Source organism: Shouchella phoenicis, from assembly GCF_047238345.1.
In the GTDB taxonomy this organism is placed as follows: Bacteria; Bacillota; Bacilli; order Bacillales; family Bacillaceae_D; genus Shouchella.
The window spans coordinates 196,822-216,792 of the sequence record NZ_JBDFMQ010000001.1 but is presented as its reverse complement, the minus strand read 5'-3'; the positions used below and the strand labels follow the sequence as shown (position 1 = coordinate 216,792).

The 19,971-nt window shown below is 41.2% G+C and carries 21 protein-coding genes, 1 pseudogene and 1 other annotated feature; of the genes and pseudogenes, 4 read left to right on the top strand and 18 right to left on the bottom strand.

The features are described 5' to 3' along the window. Positions 1 to 37 precede the first annotated feature (37 nt). Positions 38 to 979 carry an HD domain-containing protein gene (locus ABC361_RS01235; RefSeq protein ID WP_413072299.1) on the bottom strand — a complete coding sequence of 314 codons (942 nt, stop codon included), beginning with the start codon at positions 977 to 979 and terminating at the stop codon, positions 38 to 40. Positions 980 to 990: 11 nt separating this feature from the next. After that, positions 991 to 1,537 (bottom strand): annotated as a pseudogene (locus tag ABC361_RS01230) (isochorismatase family protein). A gap of 154 nt (positions 1,538 to 1,691) precedes the next feature. Here ABC361_RS01230 and ABC361_RS01225 point away from each other — a divergent pair. Further along, a complete protein-coding gene (locus tag ABC361_RS01225; RefSeq protein ID WP_413072298.1) occupies positions 1,692 to 2,531 on the top strand; it encodes an HAD family hydrolase in 840 nt (279 codons plus the stop codon). Between the two features lie 191 nt (positions 2,532 to 2,722). Then, positions 2,723 to 4,183 (top strand): alanine/glycine:cation symporter family protein, encoded by a 1,461-nt coding sequence (locus ABC361_RS01220; RefSeq protein WP_413072297.1) that lies wholly within the window; start codon positions 2,723 to 2,725, stop codon positions 4,181 to 4,183. A gap of 61 nt (positions 4,184 to 4,244) precedes the next feature. Here ABC361_RS01220 and ABC361_RS01215 read toward each other — a convergent pair whose 3' ends face one another. The 7 genes from ABC361_RS01215 to ABC361_RS01185 all read right to left on the bottom strand — a co-directional run bounded on the left by ABC361_RS01215 (position 4,245) and on the right by ABC361_RS01185 (position 10,356). Beyond that, positions 4,245 to 4,808, bottom strand: coding sequence for a maltose acetyltransferase domain-containing protein (locus ABC361_RS01215; RefSeq protein ID WP_413072296.1), 564 nt, complete (start codon positions 4,806 to 4,808; stop codon positions 4,245 to 4,247). An 11-nt stretch (positions 4,809 to 4,819) separates the two neighbouring features. Next, positions 4,820 to 5,596 (bottom strand): DeoR/GlpR family DNA-binding transcription regulator, encoded by a 777-nt coding sequence (locus ABC361_RS01210; protein ID WP_413072295.1) that lies wholly within the window; start codon positions 5,594 to 5,596, stop codon positions 4,820 to 4,822. A gap of 166 nt (positions 5,597 to 5,762) precedes the next feature. Next, positions 5,763 to 6,971 (bottom strand): MFS transporter, encoded by a 1,209-nt coding sequence (locus ABC361_RS01205; RefSeq protein ID WP_413072294.1) that lies wholly within the window; start codon positions 6,969 to 6,971, stop codon positions 5,763 to 5,765. Beyond that, positions 6,972 to 8,021 (bottom strand): ArsR/SmtB family transcription factor, encoded by a 1,050-nt coding sequence (locus tag ABC361_RS01200; RefSeq protein ID WP_413072293.1) that lies wholly within the window; start codon positions 8,019 to 8,021, stop codon positions 6,972 to 6,974. A 165-nt stretch (positions 8,022 to 8,186) separates the two neighbouring features. After that, the gene (locus ABC361_RS01195; protein ID WP_413072292.1) at positions 8,187 to 9,110 is read right to left on the bottom strand and encodes a collagen-like domain-containing protein; all 924 of its coding nucleotides are present in this window, start codon (positions 9,108 to 9,110) and stop codon (positions 8,187 to 8,189) included. A 200-nt stretch (positions 9,111 to 9,310) separates the two neighbouring features. After that, a complete protein-coding gene (locus ABC361_RS01190) occupies positions 9,311 to 9,868 on the bottom strand; it encodes a GNAT family N-acetyltransferase (RefSeq protein ID WP_413072291.1) in 558 nt (185 codons plus the stop codon). A 36-nt stretch (positions 9,869 to 9,904) separates the two neighbouring features. Continuing rightward, positions 9,905 to 10,137: a binding site (T-box leader), on the bottom strand. 18 nt (positions 10,138 to 10,155) lie between these two features. Then, positions 10,156 to 10,356, bottom strand: coding sequence for a DUF6366 family protein (locus ABC361_RS01185; protein ID WP_413072290.1), 201 nt, complete (start codon positions 10,354 to 10,356; stop codon positions 10,156 to 10,158). Positions 10,357 to 10,539: 183 nt separating this feature from the next. Between ABC361_RS01185 and ABC361_RS01180 the strand changes: the two genes are divergently transcribed. Next, positions 10,540 to 11,169, top strand: coding sequence for a LysE family translocator (locus ABC361_RS01180; RefSeq protein ID WP_413072289.1), 630 nt, complete (start codon positions 10,540 to 10,542; stop codon positions 11,167 to 11,169). 49 nt (positions 11,170 to 11,218) lie between these two features. On the opposite strand, the gene ABC361_RS01175 is transcribed toward ABC361_RS01180, so the two are convergent. From ABC361_RS01175 to ABC361_RS01160, 4 genes are read right to left on the bottom strand one after another with little or no spacing between them, the layout of a single operon-like run. Continuing rightward, positions 11,219 to 12,154, bottom strand: coding sequence for a TraB/GumN family protein (locus tag ABC361_RS01175; protein ID WP_413072288.1), 936 nt, complete (start codon positions 12,152 to 12,154; stop codon positions 11,219 to 11,221). Positions 12,155 to 12,175: 21 nt separating this feature from the next. After that, the gene (locus ABC361_RS01170) at positions 12,176 to 12,352 is read right to left on the bottom strand and encodes a hypothetical protein (RefSeq protein WP_413072287.1); all 177 of its coding nucleotides are present in this window, start codon (positions 12,350 to 12,352) and stop codon (positions 12,176 to 12,178) included. Further along, positions 12,349 to 13,071 (bottom strand): DUF2812 domain-containing protein, encoded by a 723-nt coding sequence (locus tag ABC361_RS01165; protein ID WP_413072286.1) that lies wholly within the window; start codon positions 13,069 to 13,071, stop codon positions 12,349 to 12,351. The genes ABC361_RS01170 and ABC361_RS01165 overlap by 4 nt, the downstream gene beginning before the upstream one ends. Beyond that, positions 13,071 to 13,391, bottom strand: coding sequence for a PadR family transcriptional regulator (locus ABC361_RS01160; protein WP_413072285.1), 321 nt, complete (start codon positions 13,389 to 13,391; stop codon positions 13,071 to 13,073). Before ABC361_RS01160 ends, ABC361_RS01165 begins: the two co-directional genes overlap by 1 nt. A 195-nt stretch (positions 13,392 to 13,586) precedes the next feature. On the opposite strand from ABC361_RS01160, the gene ABC361_RS01155 reads away from it, so the two are divergent. Further along, on the top strand, positions 13,587 to 14,495 hold the full coding sequence (locus ABC361_RS01155) for a phosphotransferase (RefSeq protein ID WP_413072284.1): 909 nt from the start codon (positions 13,587 to 13,589) through the stop codon (positions 14,493 to 14,495). A gap of 36 nt (positions 14,496 to 14,531) precedes the next feature. Here the strand turns inward: ABC361_RS01155 and ABC361_RS01150 are convergent, their stop codons facing one another. The 5 genes from ABC361_RS01150 to ABC361_RS01130 form a co-directional block, all read right to left on the bottom strand. Then, a complete protein-coding gene (locus ABC361_RS01150; RefSeq protein WP_413072283.1) occupies positions 14,532 to 15,554 on the bottom strand; it encodes an LCP family protein in 1,023 nt (340 codons plus the stop codon). A gap of 139 nt (positions 15,555 to 15,693) precedes the next feature. Next, positions 15,694 to 16,716, bottom strand: coding sequence for a FecCD family ABC transporter permease (locus ABC361_RS01145; RefSeq protein ID WP_413075695.1), 1,023 nt, complete (start codon positions 16,714 to 16,716; stop codon positions 15,694 to 15,696). Beyond that, a complete protein-coding gene (locus tag ABC361_RS01140; protein WP_413072282.1) occupies positions 16,710 to 17,705 on the bottom strand; it encodes a FecCD family ABC transporter permease in 996 nt (331 codons plus the stop codon). Before ABC361_RS01140 ends, ABC361_RS01145 begins: the two co-directional genes overlap by 7 nt. 75 nt (positions 17,706 to 17,780) lie before the next feature. Continuing rightward, positions 17,781 to 18,698: an iron-hydroxamate ABC transporter substrate-binding protein gene (locus ABC361_RS01135; protein WP_413072281.1), complete on the bottom strand. Its 918-nt coding sequence runs from the start codon at positions 18,696 to 18,698 to the stop codon at positions 17,781 to 17,783. A gap of 382 nt (positions 18,699 to 19,080) precedes the next feature. Next, positions 19,081 to 19,941 (bottom strand): GAF domain-containing protein, encoded by an 861-nt coding sequence (locus ABC361_RS01130; protein WP_413072280.1) that lies wholly within the window; start codon positions 19,939 to 19,941, stop codon positions 19,081 to 19,083. Between the last annotated feature and the right edge of the window lie 30 nt (positions 19,942 to 19,971).

The window sequence follows — 19,971 nt, the reverse complement described above, 5'->3', positions numbered from 1 at the left end:
AGAGTTTAACCTTTTTCATCATTAAGAACAATGCCGCTTACACAATCGTCACGTTATAGGTCTTTTTTAGTCCATTTAAGCGATTCATCTGTGTCATCCCGGCTTCTGTTTCACTATAAGGTTTCCCATTATAAAGAGGCGCTTTGTGATAAAGTTTATGAACATTGACCTCTAAACCTTTTTCTTCTGTGCTCTCCCTCACACTTAGACGATCGGTTCGATATAAGAGCACTTCCATGAGTTCCTTTACTCCTTTTTGGTTAGAGGCTTTTAATTCCGCAAGAAGTTCATCATCCGTCATTGACTCAATCGGAGAAGGGCTATCTTGCAAAAGCAATCGCACAGCTTCAGCTAACACCCTATCAACTGCAAGCAACAGTGGTGACAAAAAAAGGGCGTGATCGTTTACCACACAATCCATAATTATAGCACAAGTGTTGGCATCCGCTTCAATTCCATGGCTTGTACAACGAATATGTGGAAGCAACTCTTTAGGCAACTGCTCTATTTCTCCCATCATATACGTATCACGTAAAAAACTATCCAAATGATCGAGTCCCATTCCATCAGCTGTCCCTAGCAACCCGTTCTCTTCATTTAAACATTGAATGACCTTTTCTACTGAAATGCCGTTCTCTAAGAGGATTAACGAAATGTCCTCTTCCGTTCGTATCGACATTTCCGTTAAATGATGATGGTTATAGCCAAGCGTTCGCTCAACGGCATGGGAAAACGGAAGATGGCCAATATCATGTAAGATTGCAGCAGCTCGTAAATCTTTACGCTCACGAAAAAACATCGCTGTTAGCTTCCATACGCCTAGTGTGTGTTCAAATCTTGAATGGGTTACAGGCGAAACGAAAGACCCTGCTCCGTAGTGGGCTAACTGTTTTAAGCGCTTCACTTTTCTTGTTTGAAAAAGCGCTCGCTCCCAATTGAACATCGGCACCTCAGGGTAAAGTGGCTCTATTAGAAGCATGGTTCTCCCTCCTATCTATATGTATCATGGGACGGTGTAAAGAGGTCTTCCTCAACTTTTCGCACGACTGAAAAATGGTCAACATTATAATGACCATGCAGGACAACGTTATGATGGGCAATGATTTGGTTTGCAGACAGCACGTCACTATTAGACGTTGAATGAGCATCACACATCAAACCCATTAACTGTAGCAGTACGAACCGCGGTGTCAATGCAGTGCTCCGTTTTACAGCCAGCTATAACAAGATGCTCCACCTGATGTTGCTTTAAATAGTCCAATAATCCGGTTCGATAAAAAGCATTGGTCGCTTCTTTATCAAAACAAACATCGCCACTTACTCTGTCGATCTCAGGATGAACATCAAACCCGTCACCCTCTCCTTCCGACACGTCTTTATCACGGATAAAGATTACAGGAACCGCAAGCTTCCTTGCTTTTTGAATGAGAAGGTTAATCTTGCTTAGTAAGAGATCCTTTTGAAAAACACCTTGCTCAACATGACTCCCTTCAACTAAATCCTTTTGAGTATCAATAATTAACAAAATTTGGTTCATACATGACCTCCCTCAATTAGTAAGACAACTCATTTTACCATATATTCATTTTTTTCAATCTATTAACATTGCATGATTTCCCATCTGCATAATTGACTTATAAGGTAAAATAGAAGAACGAAGACGATTTCACATGATTTCAGGAGGATGTATAATGACAGTTAATCTTTTTAACAATGTGGATTTAGTAATCTTTGATTTAGATGGCACACTCTACGAAGATACGGACCACTTTGACTACTATGCGAACACGCTAGCGAAAGAGCTCGAAACGTCAAAACAAGAGCAGTTTTTTGCTGACTACGAAAAAATGAAAAAAGGTCAACATACGGTAGCCATAGGAAAAGCATATGACGTTAGTCGAGATGTCATTGTTGAAGTTGAACCATTTAATGGACATGTTGAAAAAGTACATAGATGGAACGGAGAAGAAGTGCCTCAATCTGAATGGAAAGACATGTACCAAACACCAGTTACATATGATTTTGACACACTCATTGCGATTGGCGATGGCTGGTGGCTTCCTAATGTCGCTGCACGCCACTACGGGATCGAAAACCCACAACCTGCATACGATGCAACAAAAGAGTATATGGCAACAGAAAATTTTTCGCTTACAATCATTGAAGGTTTGCGTGAAGGCTTGCTTGCGTTGAAGGAAAAAAAATCAATCGTTTTATTAACAAATAGCACGGAAGATGATGTGGAACGCCTGCTTCACCTCTTGGATCTTGAACATGTTTTCCACGACGTTGTGACGTCTGCACGTAAACCTCAGCACACAGTAGAACGGTTCAAAGAAATTATGGCAACGTACAACGTCTCAACTAAACGTACATTATCAATCGGTGATAATTATTTAAATGAAATTATTCCTGCGCAAACACTCGGTATGAAGGCAATCTATATTGATCTAGAGGAAGGCCCTATGTCTTTCGGTGATTTAAAAGTACGCAGTATCTCTGATCTAATCGAACAAATGAAAGAGATTTAACCTTTAGGACGAGCACAGAATTTTGCTCGTCTTTTCCTTTTTAACTAAAAGTTCCGACTATTTACCTAAATTACTTGTCAGATTATTTTACAAATTACATACCAATATCCTCTTTTTTCTTTTATGCTATACGTATATGATAAAGATTAACTTATTCACTTACATATTACATATTTAGTAGGAGGTTCATCATGGAAGCATTTATTGCAACGGTAAACAACATCTTATGGAGCTCTCCCGTTGTTTACACATTGCTTGGCATCGGATTAATATTTTCAATTTTAACTCGATTCTTACAGGTAAGGCATATTAAAGACATGTTTGTGCTTATGTTTAAAGGAAAATCATCTGATGCCGGCGTTTCTTCTTTCCAAGCGTTATCCATCGCTTTAGCTGGAAGGGTGGGAACTGGGAACATAGCTGGTGTCGCTTCCGCTATTTTCTACGGGGGACCAGGTGCGGTCTTTTGGATGTGGGCGATTGCCTTTTTAGGTGCATCAAGCGCTTTTATGGAATCCACTCTCGCTCAAGTTTATAAAACAAAGCAAAATGGCCAATATCGAGGTGGGCCAGCTTACTATATTGAAAAAGGACTTGGACAAAAGTGGTTCGGTATTGCGTTTGCGGTTGCCGCTTTAATTGCGATGGCGCTCCTCATGCCAGGCGTTCAGTCTAACGCAATTGCAGCAGCGATGACAAATGCTTTCAGTATTCCGAATTGGGTAACAGGTGTTTTCCTCATCGCTGTGCTTGGCTTGATTATCTTAGGTGGTATTAAATGGATCGCGAATACCGCCGCTTTTATCGTTCCGTTTATGGCCATTATTTATATGATTATGGCGGCTATTATTATTGGCATGAACATTACGGAAGTTCCAGCAACCATTCAGCTAATTGTTAGCAGTGCCTTTGGTATGGACTCCATTTTTGGAGGATTACTCGGAAGTGCGATCGCTTGGGGCGTTATGCGCGGGGTTTACTCGAACGAAGCAGGTCAAGGATCTGGTGCGCATGCGGCAGGTGCGGCAGAAGTATCGCACCCGACGAAACAAGGACTTGTGCAAGCAGGTTCTGTCTATATTGATACGTTACTTGTTTGTTCCGCGACAGCTTTTATGATTCTGTTTACAGGGATGTACAATACACAGGGTGTAAGCGAAGGGGATCCAAATATTGTGAACGCTCTTCCGAATACAGAAGTTGGACCAGAATACACCCAAGCAGCGATTAACAGTATTTTCCCTTCATTCGGAACAGGCTTTGTCGCCATTGCCCTTTTATTCTTTGCCTTTACAACCATTATGGCTTACTACTACATCGCCGAAACGAATGTCGCTTACTTAATGCGAGGAAGAAAAGCTGCCATCCCTATGCTGTTAATAAAATTAATTTTACTTGGCGCTACGTACTTTGGAACAGTTCGAACAGCAGAGAACGCGTGGTTACTCGGGGATATAGGTCTTGGGTTGATGGTGTGGATCAACGTCATCGCCATTGTACTACTCGCAAAACCAGCCCTCCGATGCTTAAAAGATTATGAAGAACAAAAAGCACAGGGGCTTGATCCTGTCTTCGATCCGAAGAAACTAGGTATTAAGAATGCCACGTTTTGGGAGACATATGAAGATCCAGAGAAAAGAAAGTCTGTGTAAAACATAACCAAAACCCCATTTTGAGCGAGATACACTCTTAATGGGGTTTTTAAATTGGACATTAATTTGTCTTCACATCAATCATTTTAATAATTTTAGCAGGATTTCCGCCTACAACCGCGTTATCCGGTACATCCTTTGTCACAACCGCACCAGAAGCAATCACTACACGATTTCCAATGGTGACGCCTGGATTAATGACGGCTCGTCCACCAATCCAGACATCATCGCCAATTTGAACAGGCTTCCCTAACTCTAACCCACTCGCTCGTTCCACAGGATCAAGAGGATGGGTCGCTGTATAAACATGGACTCCAGGTCCTAGCATACAATTGTCTCCAAACGTAATCGCACATACGTCCAAAAATACCGCATCAAAATTCGCGAAGAAGTTTTTACCGACATGGACGTTATATCCATAATCCACCTTAATCGTTCCTTCAAAAAAGGCTTCATTTTCAGAGTACCCAATCAGGTTACTTAAAATGGCTTTACGCTCTGACTCATCGTTCGTTTGGTTATAAGCATGCATCAACTGTCTCGCATTTTTGCGATCTTCAGCCAGTTCAGTGTCTGCTGGATTATACAGTTCACCTCGTAGCATCTTTTGTTTTTCTGTTGTCATGTGGCTCACCCCTAGGAATCTGTTAATTCTAATTGTATATGATTTGCTAAAAAACATTCTCGCAGGTTCTCTGGTGGATACTCGTTCGTAATCACCACATCAATATCTGCTAAGTCAGCAGACTTGTAATAGCTGGTCTTATTAAACTTTTCATAATCGGCAAGGATATATACACGCTTTGCTCGCTTAATGGCTTCTTTTTTTATACGTGCATCTTCCTTATCAACAAAGTAAATTCCGTCTTCCGTTAGACTTGCCGCGCCAATAAACGCATAGTCGAAATACACATCTTCTAATTGTTTTTTTATCATATAAAGGTCATAAAAAAACCGATTTTCCTGATTGAACCGTCCACCTAATAGATGAAAATCAACAAACTCTTTCTTCGCTAGAATTTCCGCATTATCAAGAGAGTGAGTATAAACAGAGATCTTCTTTGTAACAAAATCGCTTAAGCTCGCGATTGTGGTGGACACATCAAAAAAACATAAATCATTGTCTTTTAAAATTGAGGCTGCTTTTTTGGCAATTACTCGCTTTTCGCGTGAAGCTCTTTCTTTTCGCTCGTTAAAACCCGTCTCTTTGTTTTTTTCTAACTCACTCATTAGAAACGTAGAGGCAATTCCACCATGGGTTCGAACCGCATTTCCTTCCTCCACAAGTCGAATAATATCACGCCTAGCTGTATCTCGTGATACATCTAACAACTGACATACATCTTGGTTTGACAGCTTCCCTTGTTTTTTTAACTCAGCGACTATTTTCACTAGCCTCTCTTCTTGATACATTTGCCATCACCTCTATAAGTATATATAAGTAATTTTAAGCATTTAAGGTGAATAAGTCAAGAAATAAACATAAAACACTTATAAATACTTCCTACAAAACTAAAGAAACAAATTGAATCCTTGCCAAACGGTCTAGAAACCGCTTTAACAACACCGTATGTACGATTTAATCTGAATCATCAATAAATTTAAAGTAAGGTAAAACCATTCCAGCAAAGGATACCATACTAATTAGCATCCCTATGAACGCATATAAAGGTCGAATTCCCATTAAATCACCGAAGCCACCACCTACTAGAATACCTAATGGCATACTAATTCTTATAAGCAGTAATCGAATCGAGAACACATTCCCCATAAGTTGTTGGGGAATTCGTTGCTGGCAGATTGTCAGATTATGAATGCTAAAAATAGCCATGGCCACACCACCAATGATTTCTGTTAAAATCGCCAAAAGGATGCTATGGTTAAAAGCCAACGCTGTAAAGGTCATCCCTCCAACAAAAAGCGCTCCCAACATGATTCGCCTTCTATTTTCACTTTTGATTTTCGGCGTCAGGATCGCTCCAAGAGCATAGCCAATTGGAAATCCTGCCATAAACATACCGTATTGGGTGTAGGTGCCTGAAAGCTCATCTGTAATGTAAGGTAAAGTCGTTACCATGGTCACCCCAACGCCAAACTGCACAAAAGCTAGAAAAACACCTAACCACACAATTAGCTTTTGTTTGAAAAAGAACGTCATTCCTTTTTTAAATTCGTACAGCCAAGCTCTTCTAACCTCCCTAGCTTCAGGTCTTTTCTCATCAATAGATAATAACGTTATCCCACTCCATACTAGCAATGTACAAACCATGAGAAGCGTAAATTGGACGCCCATCATTTCAATTGTGATCCCGGCTACTAATGGTGCAAGAAATAACATAATTCTTACCGTACCATCAATACAAGCATTTGCTGTTTTTAGCTGTTTCTGTTTCACAATAGTCGGTAAAATTGCTTGGTTAGCCGGCACATAAAATGGAGATATGAGACCAACCATCAGTTGAACAGCATACACATGCCAAATATCAAGGTTCCCGCCTACTAGCGCAAGGAGTGGAACTAAAAAGGCGCATGCCCTTAGCCATTGGCTTATAATCATCAGCCACTTTCGACTCCAGCGATCAATGAATGGACCAATGAACAATTGAAGCAATAACGAAGGTAAAAAATAAAGCAACCACATGCTCCCTAAAGCCCACGTCGAGCCTGTTAATTGAAACACGATAATTGAATTACAGAACGTTCCAAACGCTCCGCCCACTTCGGAAATGACATTGCCTGACCAGGTAGCGACAAACGATCGATTTGACAGGATCGATGGTGGTTTCATCTAATGCTGCCGCTCTACATATTCTTCCAACTCTTTATTCATTAATTGGAGGGCTTCTCTTTTTAAAGAATATTTCTGCTCCTTCACTTCAACTAACTTAGCTGAGCGTAGCAATTTAAGGTGGTGGTGAACCGTCGACTTCCCTAAAGCTAACTGTTCGGTAATTTCCTGCAAACTCCGGTCACCTTCACTCAACATCTTCACCACCTTCAATCGAACATCATCGCCCAATGCTTTGTATTTTTGAACTAAAAAATCAGGAGATGCGTACAAATCACCTGGTCGTAAACTTGCATTGGATACGGGATAATAAAAGACTTTTTTGCCCTCTATGTCAGCTTCAATGCTCCAAGGACGATAGCAAATTTGTGGTATTAATAAAACCGAGTAAACGTGTGGCTCAGGTTGATACGAGATTCCACCAGTTGCCCATTGAACAAAAGCTTCCACGCCTAACTGATTTTGCATCTTTATTTTTGCTTCATAATCCGTCTGTAAGATCGCTTCTGTTTCCTTGGTGTCAGCTAAAACAACATGTTCATACCACTGGGACATGACCTCCACCAAATGATTCGTTAATTCCTTTACGTCCGTATGAACAATGAACGCCATATACGCAGGAAAAAACGGATTGTCAGCAGCGATCTTCTTTAACTCATCCAACGCCTGATCATCCCCTTTTGCTGCTCGTTCGCGAAATTCTTGAAATTCTTCTCCAACAAAAGGCAAGCAATGATATTTTAATTCAAATGACGATCGCGTCTTTATGAAGTTGATGAATTCATCCAAAGTAGGCTCGTTCAATTCATGAAGTAATTGCAGCAATCCTTTCCATGTATTATGTTTTTGCACATATTCTAGCTCACGCAACAATGAAGCAGGTAGTTCACTTTTGACTCGATCCCAATATGAGATAGGTCTCTCTAGTGTTTCATGCAATGGCTCATTGGTAATAGCAGCAATTCCAAGCGCACACTCCCATAAAATCGAGTACTTCACTTCTACTTGATACGACTTTCGTTTACGAACCGTAGAATGAATGATGTCCATACAATACCTCCATGCTCATAATGTCCTTATATCTTACCTTAGATTAAATGAATGTTCAATATAATTAGAACTTAAAATTCAATATAAATAGAATATACATACAAAAAAATACCACCTTACTCTTTTTGTAAGATGACATGTACTTGATTGTGCCTTCAAAACCTTTTAACTTAATTGCTTAATAGTAAAAGCACGCGAACCAATTTGTGCGCCTGGAGCAGCAATGGAATAGAAGAATTGCACCACTGATCCAGCTGTCAACTCACCCTGCCATAGCAATGGAATACTATCAACAATCGGAACATTTGACCCAAAACTACTACCAATTAATTGAACATTGTTTGCGACAAAGTAAAATTGGACAGGTAAATTTGTCTCTACCTGGACAACAGCTAGAAGTTCATAAACGCCTGTTTGCTGAATGGTGAACGCATCTCCACCAATTGTAATGTTACGAGCTGGACCAAACGTGTTAAACGTAAACGGCGCTTGCCCTGCTGTTGTTACAAGCGCACCAGAAACAAAATACTGTGATGCGTAATTCAGTGAAACCGCTGTTCCTGTCCCTGCTGGACCTGCTGGGCCGGTTGGACCGGTTATACCTATCCCAGTTGCTCCCGTTGCTCCAGTTGAACCTGTTACGCCTACTCCTGTGGCACCACTTGGACCCGTCACACCTATTCCTGTTGCTCCCGTCTCTCCACTCGGTCCTGTCACACCAGCTCCTGTAGCACCAGTTGCTCCACTTGGACCTTGTGGGCCTACTGGACCTGGACCCGTTGGACCCGTCGGACCGGTTGAACCGGTTGGGGATCCTGGAATTCCTTGTGCACCTGTCGCGCCTGTAGCACCCGTTACACCTATTCCTGTAGAACCTTGAACTCCTGTTGGACCTGTTGGACCCGTTGGGCCTTGTAATCCTGTTTCACCTCTTGGGCCAGTCAAGCCTCTAGATCCTAGACCAGGCGGTCCCGTTTCTCCAGTCGATCCTGTTGGGCCGGTTGGACCGGTAAATCCAGTCAGACCAGTTCCAGATCCCGGTGGACCTGTAGGACCTGCTGGACCCGTTGGACCTGTCACACGTTGCATACATTTGTCACATTTCGCCCCGCCATTCATTTGGGTCCTCGTGTAATGCTCAACTGAATTACACTGACAAAAATACGTGTTTTTATAATGATTATTATCCATACCTCGTTCATTCCTTTTCATCGTTATCTACACAAATAGCCTTATCTATAGATATGATTAAGAAGGAACATGGGTTCACTCAGCATCCATTTCTTTATTCATAAGGAAAGCTTCCTTGAATTTAAAACGCCATACTGTACAAGATCCTCAAACCGATCTTCTTTCGAAACATGTTCGCGTAAGACCCCTTCTTGCTTCATTCCGATTTTCTCCATAATCCTACCAGAAGCTGGGTTTGATTTTAAAAAGCGCGCAAATACTTTATGCAGTTGCTTCTCGTGAAAAGCAAATTCTACCATTGCTTGCGCCGCTTCCGTTCCAATCCCTTTACCCCAATAGGGCTCACCGATCCAATAAGCAAGCTCTCCATGTGCGTGCTGTTTATTCGGTGTTAACGCAATGGCTCCATAGAGTGTACCTATTTCTAAATCTGTAATGACAAACTCATAACGCTTATCCTGTTCAAAATTTTCCTGATGGCTTTTCATCCAGAACGTTGCATCCTCTACGGTGTACGGAAACGGAAGGGTCAATGTTGATTTATATAGGTTAAAGTTATTACATAAATGCTTTATGGTAGGTGCATCCTCTTCTCGACAAAATCGCAACTTTAAACGACTTGTGACAATCTCTTTCTGATTCGCTTTATCCATCATGATATCAGCTCCTTAAAATAAAAAAACTACCGCCTCTATAGAGACGATAGGATGTCCTAACGTGGTACCACTCTTCTTCACTTGTGCTTCAACACAAGTCTCATATTCTTAACGAAACACAGTTATGGTGTCTTCCGTCTAGACTTACTTTATTGTTCAGTCTAGCCACTCTCTAAGCGACTTCAGGAGAACGATTGACCACCTTCACAGCAACTGGCAGCTCTCTTACAACCGTTATGCCCCTTACTACTCTTATTCGTCGTGTTTTTATATAAAATGCGTTTGATTTAAGTAAACATCAATATGCTGAATAGAATAACGGCGATAACTAAAAACGTTTTCCAGCCAAACATTCCAACTAGATCAGCCAACCCGCCTCCATAACCACGATCATAGGCGTCCCTAAGATTTCCACCCGGATTTCTTTTTTGTTCTTGCTGCCGAAGTTTTTCGCGCTTTTGTTCTGGAGATTCTTTTTCGTTAGACACAAGGCTCACATCCTTTAAAAATCCCATAAAAAGAACGTTCTTACACTATTCCTTTTTCCACCCCCTAATTCCTTCAATTATCTTTATACAATTTATTAATCTGCGCTTAAAAAAGACTACTTTTCAGCAAAAAACCGTTTTATAATAGGATGTAGATTTAGAACAGAGAAGGAGGGGCAGAGGATGTTAAGTAGTTTTTTACTCTTTGCTTTGACAAGTTTTTTACTTATTATTGTACCCGGACCTGACACAGCCATTGTCACGCGAAATACCATTGTCCATAAAACAAATGGTGGCTTTCAAACATTAATCGGCACATGCCTTGCCCTGTCTATCCATACAACCGCAGCCGTTATCGGGTTATCCGCGATCATTATGCAATCAGCAATGATTTTCACCATTTTCAAATATGTAGGAGCCGTTTACTTAATCTATTTAGGTGTGAAGGCACTTTTTGAAATGAAGAACCGAGGCTATGGGGCCGTTGATGAGGAAGAAGAACTTCCAAGTCAGAAGAAATCCCTCATGTTACAAGGGTTTTTAACAAATATTTCGAATCCTAAAGTGGCAGTATTTTTCTTAACATTGATGCCGCAATTTGTTCAGCCGGGTGCAAACACCCTTGTCACCTTTTCTATCCTCGGTGCCATTTACCTCATCATCCAGTTTCTGTGGTTTGTCGTTTATATTTACGTCATTAATTATGCACGGATTTGGATGAAAAAAGCGAGTGTCAAAAAAGCAATGGATGGCTTAACAGGCGCTGTCTTTATCGGCTTTGGATTACGCCTGGCTTTTGAGAAACAACCCTAATTCAAAAAAAGACTGAGCTGTCGTGTGCTCAGTCTTGATTTTATACAAATTAGTAAATGAAATTGACTGTGTATCCCTCTTCTTCAAGAATAGAGACAATGCTTGGTTCAGCTACTAGGTGCATGGAGCCTACAATCACAAAGTATGTTTGCCCGCTATCTTCTTGCAAAATCTCATCAATCGTACTAGCCATATCCTCGTTTCGGACTTCATTTAATTCATACGCATACTCATTGTCTACGTCTGAATCTTCTAGTTCATCCCACAGGCTTTCTAACCCTTCCGTATCACCGTCAACCCACATATCCGCCATTGCTTCAAGCTCTTCATCAGCTTCATCAAACGTCGCCAATGAATTCTCTAGCATCTGAACTTGTGTTTCCATTGAAAAACCAGACAGAACATCAAATTGCGCTTCAATGCTCTCTAATTCTCTAATTTCTTTTTCATCTTCCACCGCTCGACTTAAGAAATATTCTTCCACGCCAGCGGATTCCTCTACATCACTGTCTTGAATAGTAAAAGCGAACAACATATTCTCGACGAACCAAGGCTCAAACCCTTGGAACAGTTCAACCGGCACGCCATTGTCCGTTAGAATCGCTTCTAACTGTTCATATGCTTCATCTGAAATTAATTCATCGAGTGTAGTGTCGTCTGCAAGTAATGCCCGGTCCGTCATCATCGTCTCGAACGCACTTATATCAGCATTGACCAAATCTACTTCTGGAAGAACAACATCAGCAGCATCATAAGCGTCTTCCGTCTGTGGGTTTAATGGGTAAAAATCTTCACGTCCAACATGGATCGTTCCTTGTAAGTACACCTCAGTGTCACCATGCTCCACTTTCCATAGAAACCCACCATTACCTTCTTCAATTTCTACTGGTTCATTTGTTTCTGTTGCTTCGTCTTCTTGTGCTCCATTACAAGCAGCAAGCAAACTAACTGCTGCTACTGAGATTAAACCAAGCTTCTTTTGCATTTCGTATTCCTCCAACATCCATTATGTATCTTTTTCTCGATTCTTAGCGCTTCCATAAACAATGGACGCTGCTATAAAGAATCCAAGCATTACCCACGTAAATAAGCCTGAATACGTGTCGTTCAGAACATAAACGTTCACTAGTTGACTAACCATCATGAGAACCAGTATTCCGTATAGCATGTTAAGCGCGCTCATTCTTCACCTACACGTTCAACAAACCATTTATAGTAAATCGTCATACTCGACCAAATCATAATCGGTAAGGAGACTCCCCCTATGGTCATCGCTACTAACACAGTAACCCACTGATCCATTGGCGCTAAGTAGAAAAGAATAACTAAAGGCAATCCATAAACCATTAGCATCGCGACTCTCTTCATCACATATGCGATCTTCACTTTTCCTTGTGCTCGCCATTTGTTCGTCCATTCCGTAAAACCAACCCATAACGTAATAAGTGCTACTACACCGGAAATAAATGAGACGATTCCAAAACTAGTCGCCAGCAACCCTGAACTTAAAAACATAGCTACAGCGAAAAGTAGACTAATAACAACTAAGCTAAGGGCCGTCCAGACATATGCTTTTTTTTCGCTATATTTTTCTACTAACGTGTCGCTATCGGTATGCAGTGGCACAGATTGAGAAGCAGAGCGAAACAAGTGTTGGTCACCAGTTGAAAAAATATGCGTCCAACCGCTATTAGAGAAATACGCGATATACTCATCGTGCTCGCCCTGATCAAGGGTACGATAATCGAAACTATAGACATACTCTTCAGGTACACCTTTTTCCAATGAATAGCCCATAAATGCATGACGTTTGACGTGCCAGCCTTTTAAAGACATTCTCCTTAATTTTTCCATATCCTTTTTTTCCGCAAAGGCCGTACCGCCTGACATCAGATATTTCATCAAGTTCCCCCCTTTTGATTCATGCTAGCTTCTGCAAGTTCAATCAGTTGTTTCCTCACATCGATTTCTTTCATTAACACTTCCTGACCGGATGTCGTTAATGCATACGTTTTTCGACGTGCGTCGGTTGCATCAAACAAATAAATCCAGTCTAGGTTGTGCATTTTTTTAATGATCGTGTACATCGAGGCAGGTCCAATAACGACGGCACCTTTAGAAATTTCTTCAATTAGAGTCATAATCGCGTAACCATGCCTCGGCTCTGTTAACGCTGCCATAATATAAAACATTGAGTCTGTTACATGTTCAGTCGCTTTCACTGTTTCACCTTCTATATCCATAATAGATATATCACAATATGATATAAAAACAATATCATAGACCTTTGAACATGTCTAGTGTTCAATTGTAAATTTTCAAACTTTTATACCCTTCCCATTTTATCCATCAAACTTTTTTCTTTTTGTACGTGCATGTTACAATAAGCCCCACTATGCGATTGAGGAGCCTAGACTATGAAATCTTTTAAACTAACGATTTCGTATCGAGAGGTATTCACCATTGTCACTCATCATTACCCTTCTGCTCGTAACTTGAAGGAGATCAACATGGGTGAATTAAGCATGGTGTATACGTTTGATACACAAGAAGGTCCCCACGTCATTCACCTCCGTCTCGACCAAGAGGGTCTAATAAGGAACAAGTGGATATCCGATCATTATGCCTCACACTTACCAATTCCACGAATCGTTGGGCCGTTTGAGAAACAAGGAGTGTTTTACACATTCAGCGAACGAATGCGAGGAAAGCCTGTATCATCGTTCACAAAAAATGAGCAGCTCATCATAGCGAGAGACTTGGCAGACTGTTATTCATCAATGGTCAACGTGAAAACAGGAGCTACTTTTGGTCTTTTCGGTGACCAATCCGTCTATCAATCTTGGACCGACCTTCTAGAGAGTTTTTTTACTGAATCTACTGATGGCTTCTATGCGAACTGGACAACCTTGTTTCATCATGGCATCCTCGAAGAGCACGTATTTCAGAAAGGTTATGAAAAGATGATCGAACGTACTCACTTCGCCCCTGAACAGCCGTTTTTAGTTCATGGCGATTTCCATTTAGGCAATATGATGGCAACAAAAAACAAAGTGACAGGGCTATTAGACTGGGAACTTGCGATGAGAGGTGACTTCATGTTTGATGTGGCCGGCCTACACTTTTGGTCCCCAGATTTACAGTTTCCCACGATGATACAAGAAACATGGGCAGCCAAAGGCATAGCTATTCCTCATTTTGAAGAACGCTTAAACGCCGGACTTTTGTTTAAAGCGGTTGACGGACTACGGTTTTATGCCAAGCAAGAACATCAAGCCGCTTACCATTATATGAAACAACGAATGTACGAATTGATTGATGCATGAAAAAGAAGCAGATCGTATCTGCTTCTTTTTTATGTTTTATGGCGTAGACGAAGAGGAATCGGCTTGAATCGTATCTTCAATTTCAAGGTGTTCTTTTAGAGTAGACTGCACCTCTTGAAGATTCGTTGGATCAACGCGCTCATACCAAATGCTTTGTCCTTGAGCATTTAATTGTCTAAACCCTTCTGTTTGTAGCTGGATGCTCTCAATGTCATTGATCGAGCCAGCATAACCACTTAAAGAGACAATGTTCCCCATGGTTAAATCCATTCTTAAATTATCACCAACTGCTTGAAGAACATCATCAAAGTTTGATACGTTTGAAATAGACGTGGATTCATCGATGACCGCTTCAATAATTTGTTGTTGACGAATTCCTCTTCCTTTGTCTCCTCCGCCTTCAACAGACTTACGTTCTCTCGCATAGGCTAATGCTTTTGAACCGTCCATTTGGGTCGGTCCCTCTGTAAAAGAATAATCGGAATTTGTCGATGCTTCTTGGAAATCAAACTCATACGTAACATCTACTTCTACGCCACCTAGCGCGTCAATAACCTCGACAAACCCATCAAAACGGATAAGCGCATAATGGTCAATCGGGATATCGAGTAGATTTTCCACAGAATCAACAGCCATGCTCATTCCACCAAATGCATGGGCATGGTTAATTTTATCGTAGACGCCGCCGCCTTGATGACCAACCATTTCAGTGTACGTATCTCGAGGAATGCTTGTTAACTTAATCGATCGATCAGACTTATTAAACGTCGCGACAATCATCGTATCTGTTCGCTCGTAGTCGTCTCCTTCTCGGAAATCACTCCCGAGCAACAACATGGAAAAGTTATCTTTCCCAACATCAACAGGCTCAACTCTTAAATTTGATTTATCTCCACGCTCTAACTGTTCATACGAGTTTGAGGCAGTCGTACTAACTTGATTCACAATATACCAACCACCAGCAACTAATGCTAGTAATGACACTACTGAGATTAATAAGGTTATTTTAACAACTCTTCTTTTACGATTTGATTTTCTTTTTTTCTGACGAGAATCCATAATGTTTCAAGTCCCCTAACGCTAGACAGTAATTTTCAACATCTAGACTCATTATGTTACCACACGACATTTTAACCCCAAATATGATTTGCTGTTATTACAAAATTTTATGCAAGATTGAAAGATTTAGACGTAATCGTTACACAGGACGTTTTTTTCTTAAAAGTAAATAAAGAAAGAACGGGCCACCAATTAATGAAACAACGACACCAGTCGGAATCGAAATCACATCAAACGCATTTCTTGCAATACTGTCTGCTAAGCATAACAACCATGCGCCGATTAATGCTGCAACAGGGATGAAACGCTGATGCTTCGGACCCACTAATGTCTTTGCCAGGTGCGGTGCCATTAAGCCGATAAATGCAATCCCACCTGTAATGGACACAGCTGCCGCGGCCAGCGCAACGGCCACAAAAAGAAGGATGATGCTATCTCGTTTAATCGGCACACCCAATGCAATCGCACTTGACCGTCCAATTGAAAACAGGTTAAGCTCTCTTGCTTTAAACAGAATAAACGGAAATAGAATGACGACCCACGGTAGCAGCGTCCATACAAAAACCCAGCTTGTTCCCCATACACTTCCCGCTAACCAATTTGCAATGAAATCAACTTTTTGATGGTCAGCAGAAGAAATCAGCACAATCATTAACCCAGACAACGCCATCGCAAAACCTATCCCCACAAGAACGAGTTTCTCTGCCTGCACGCCAATCCCTTTTGTATAAGAAAAGACATAAATACACAACGCCGTCAAAACAGCACCTACAAACGCCACGAGAGGCAAGGAGAAAGCAAACGTGCCAGGGTCAAGCGGGACGTACAAAAAGAAGATGGCAATGGCGACACCCGCACCTGCATTAATGCCAATAATTCCAGGATCCGCTAAATCATTTCGCGTTAAACTCTGTAGAATGGAACCTGAGAGTGCCAATGCGACACCTGCTAACAGAAGGACCACCATTCGTGGGAATTTAATTGAAAATAAGAGAAAATCCTCTGTCGTGTTTCCATTCCCTAAAATGGTCTGAATCAATCGATCAAGATTAAAAGAACCAGCTCCAACCAACATTGACCCAACATTTGTTAGAAAAACGAGAAACACAAGCATAAAAAGTAAACCGATGTATTTTTTCCGAGACAGTGAACGTGTCATGATAGTGACTTCACTCCCTTTCGTACAACATAGAGGAAGAACGGTAGCCCAATTACAGCGATGATGGAAACAGTCGGTGTTTCAATTGGTGCAAATAACGTTCTCCCGACCATATCTGCCACAACCATAAACGTTGCCCCAACCACCATTGACCACGGGATGATTACACGATAATCTGGTCCGAGTAGCGTGCGTACAATATGTGGGATCATTAATCCCAGAAAAGCCATATTGCCAACTAACGCTACAGCCGCACCTGTCAAAATAATAATAAAGAGGAAGAGCGCCATTTTTATATAGATGGTGCGTAATCCCAGACCCACTGCTACTTCTTCATTTAAACTTAAGATTGTTAGCGGGCGCGATAATAAGAGTGTGCCGATACACGTCAACAGGATGATTGGGGCCATAAGCTGAATATGTGACCAAGAGGTGCCTGAAAGCCCTCCCGCTGTCCACATCGTCACGTTTTTTGACGTCTGGGTTGCTAAACTAATTCCGTTCGCTAGCGCAAATAAAAAGGCTGAAACAGCAGCACCCGCAAGCACAATTTTTACAGGAGACAGTCCACCTCGGTTAGCGGCACCAATGCCAATAACGAACCCCATCCCAATTGCTGCACCAACAAATGAAGCCACAGCCATCCAGCTGTACGACAATGATGGAAAAAACGCAATGCAGATGGCGAGACCTAAATTAGCTCCTGCTGTTAACCCTAATAAACCTGGGTCTGCTAAAGGATTACGTGTTAATCCTTGCATCACAGCCCCTGAAACAGACAAAGCTGCCCCTACTAAGATGGCCGCGATTACACGCGGATAGCGGATTTCTTGCAGCGTTTGCTCCGTATCTGTGCTCCCTTGAAACGTTAAGATCGAAAGCGTTTCTTCCCATGTAATATCTCGTGCGCCAAGAAACATGGCAAGAAAAAACAAGAGAAAAAACGATAAAACGAAAAACGCTTTCAAGACGATTGTTCGTTTGTTTTTCATGTCCGAATCACCTCTCTACATCACAAAAAAGCTGAACAACTCCGAGACCGGGAGCCAATCAGCTTCATCGTTTCTTTACTTTAAGAACCCGTCTTCAAATACTTCCATGAGATGATCGAGTGTTCGTGGATCACTATACGTCGAAGACTCCATATCAATTTCAATGACTCGGTCATTTTGAACAGCAGGGATATTATTCCACGTGTCAGACTCCATAAACGACGTATCTGCTTGTGCACGTCTACTCAACACAATGAAATCACCTGCATAATCACCAATTACTTCTGTAGACATTTGATAGTAGCCGCTTTCTGCAACATCTTCCGCCACTTCTTCTGGCATCTCTAAATCCATCGCTTGATAGAGAAGCTCTGTTCCTCTAGCAAACCCATCATTAAATGTGTAAAAATCTTCGTTTTCTACTTCAAAAACCGATACCGTTGTCTCTTCTCCAATTTCAGATCGAATGTCATCACCTAATTGTGCCGCACGATCGGAATAGTCGTCGACCCACGCTTGTGCCTCCTCTTCCTTATCAACTAATTTCCCTAACTCCACATGCTGTGTAAGATAATCGAGCTCACCCCACGTATAGACAATGGTTGGTGCAACCTCTTCTAAGCGATCAATATTGTTTGCATGCGCCCCTACAATAATTAAGTCAGGTTGAAGCTCTACAATACTTTCAAGATTCTCGTCTGACACCACTTGTGTCTCCGCTTCTTCTAATTCTTCAGTGAATAATGGATGACCGTACGTCCATTCATCCACACCTACTAACGGAACATCGAGCGAGAGCAAATTCGGGGCACTAGATAAAGCAACAATTCGCTCTGGATTAGTCGGAACCTCGATCGGCCCCTTTTCTGATTCATATGTAAAGGTCTCTGAGTCATTTGAATCATTTGTTTCCTGTGATCCAGATTCTGTATTACAAGCCGCAGTTGCTAAAATCGCCATCGCGGCTAACGGAAGCATAGTATATGTTTTCATCTTTCTGAACAACCTCTCCAATTGAAATCAATTATCATTCGCAATTATCTCTATCATAGGGAGAGTAGGAGCACATGTCAATATAACTTTTTTATGAATCTACTGGATTCTCTTTTTTCTCAAAAATCCGGCTAACGGTTGGAAAATTTGAACGTGTTGGATACATACAGTTTGCTGGAACGATAGCTGATCCACCTTACTTCAATCACTTCTGAATTCACAAATTGTCGGAAACCTTGCGTTGCGGATGGTTAACCCCTTTATTTCACAGGCGCTAACGTTACATCTATCATTGCTACATCACACAACTTCTCCCAGTGAGGCTAAGTGAATAAAACATAAAGAAACAAGTTCCGATTTTCGGAACTTGTTTCTTCTCTCATTAATGCAACTCTCTCAATTCATATCCTAACAAACTTAACGCATCTTCTATACTTTGAACAAAATGCAAATTGAGCTGAGCTAAATACTGGGACATATGAACATCACTCACCAAATTTGTCGGTACACCAGAGATCATCACGTCTACTCCCATTAATTTTAAAGCAGAAACCAACCGATCAAGCAATTCAGAAAACGCAAATCCTTTTCGATTAATTTCAGAGATATCTATAATAAAGTGCTTTATTTTATGGTTAACGGCATAGTCCATTGTATCTTCCATAATTTTCAATGCCCTAGTTTGGTTCACATTACCCTGGAGTGCGAGAACAGCAATCTCTGTTGAAATTGGTATAATGGGAACACTGAGCAAGCCTATGTCTTCGTGGGTTTCATCAAGTTCAATAATGAAGGATAAAACATCAGCAATCGTACGTATATATGTCACATCTTCCTCAGAAAATGCGCGTTCTTCTTCATCCATTACACACAATGTGCCAAACGGTTTCCCTGATGATCCATATAACGTCACACCCAAAAAGGCCTTCACTTGCAGCTGTTCGGTAATTGTACGGTCAGCAGTTTCCAGATTTGTCATGAGGTTTGTAAAATATTGGACACCTGCTTGATTTTCTAACACGTACTTACAATTCGACTCTGTGTACTCAACAGACATATCATTCGTTACAATCTGTTTGTCGACATTATAAGAATTGATGACATCCATTGAATTTTTTTCTTTTTTTGCAACATAAGCTGTATTCACATTCAACTTATCTACCAAACATGTGAATAATTTGTCAGATACATCAATTAATGAATCATGGTTCTGATAACTCTCCTCGCTTGTTTGCATCCCCATTTTCGCCCCTTTCAAAAAACTCCTTAGAAC

Bases quoted from the DNA above. Each gene is read 5' to 3' on its own strand.
- ABC361_RS01235 (WP_413072299.1), bottom strand. From the start codon at position 979: ATGCTTCTAATAGAGCCACTTTACCCTGAGGTGCCGATGTTCAATTGG.
- ABC361_RS01225 (WP_413072298.1), top strand. From the start codon at position 1,692: ATGACAGTTAATCTTTTTAACAATGTGGATTTAGTAATCTTTGATTTA.
- ABC361_RS01220 (WP_413072297.1), top strand. From the start codon at position 2,723: ATGGAAGCATTTATTGCAACGGTAAACAACATCTTATGGAGCTCTCCC.
- ABC361_RS01215 (WP_413072296.1), bottom strand. From the start codon at position 4,808: ATGACAACAGAAAAACAAAAGATGCTACGAGGTGAACTGTATAATCCA.
- ABC361_RS01210 (WP_413072295.1), bottom strand. From the start codon at position 5,596: ATGTATCAAGAAGAGAGGCTAGTGAAAATAGTCGCTGAGTTAAAAAAA.
- ABC361_RS01205 (WP_413072294.1), bottom strand. From the start codon at position 6,971: ATGAAACCACCATCGATCCTGTCAAATCGATCGTTTGTCGCTACCTGG.
- ABC361_RS01200 (WP_413072293.1), bottom strand. From the start codon at position 8,021: ATGGACATCATTCATTCTACGGTTCGTAAACGAAAGTCGTATCAAGTA.
- ABC361_RS01195 (WP_413072292.1), bottom strand. From the start codon at position 9,110: ATGCAACGTGTGACAGGTCCAACGGGTCCAGCAGGTCCTACAGGTCCA.
- ABC361_RS01190 (WP_413072291.1), bottom strand. From the start codon at position 9,868: ATGATGGATAAAGCGAATCAGAAAGAGATTGTCACAAGTCGTTTAAAG.
- ABC361_RS01180 (WP_413072289.1), top strand. From the start codon at position 10,540: ATGTTAAGTAGTTTTTTACTCTTTGCTTTGACAAGTTTTTTACTTATT.
- ABC361_RS01175 (WP_413072288.1), bottom strand. From the start codon at position 12,154: ATGCAAAAGAAGCTTGGTTTAATCTCAGTAGCAGCAGTTAGTTTGCTT.
- ABC361_RS01170 (WP_413072287.1), bottom strand. From the start codon at position 12,352: ATGAGCGCGCTTAACATGCTATACGGAATACTGGTTCTCATGATGGTT.
- ABC361_RS01165 (WP_413072286.1), bottom strand. From the start codon at position 13,071: ATGAAATATCTGATGTCAGGCGGTACGGCCTTTGCGGAAAAAAAGGAT.
- ABC361_RS01155 (WP_413072284.1), top strand. From the start codon at position 13,587: ATGAAATCTTTTAAACTAACGATTTCGTATCGAGAGGTATTCACCATT.
- ABC361_RS01150 (WP_413072283.1), bottom strand. From the start codon at position 15,554: ATGGATTCTCGTCAGAAAAAAAGAAAATCAAATCGTAAAAGAAGAGTT.
- ABC361_RS01140 (WP_413072282.1), bottom strand. From the start codon at position 17,705: ATGAAAAACAAACGAACAATCGTCTTGAAAGCGTTTTTCGTTTTATCG.
- ABC361_RS01135 (WP_413072281.1), bottom strand. From the start codon at position 18,698: ATGAAAACATATACTATGCTTCCGTTAGCCGCGATGGCGATTTTAGCA.
- ABC361_RS01130 (WP_413072280.1), bottom strand. From the start codon at position 19,941: ATGGGGATGCAAACAAGCGAGGAGAGTTATCAGAACCATGATTCATTA.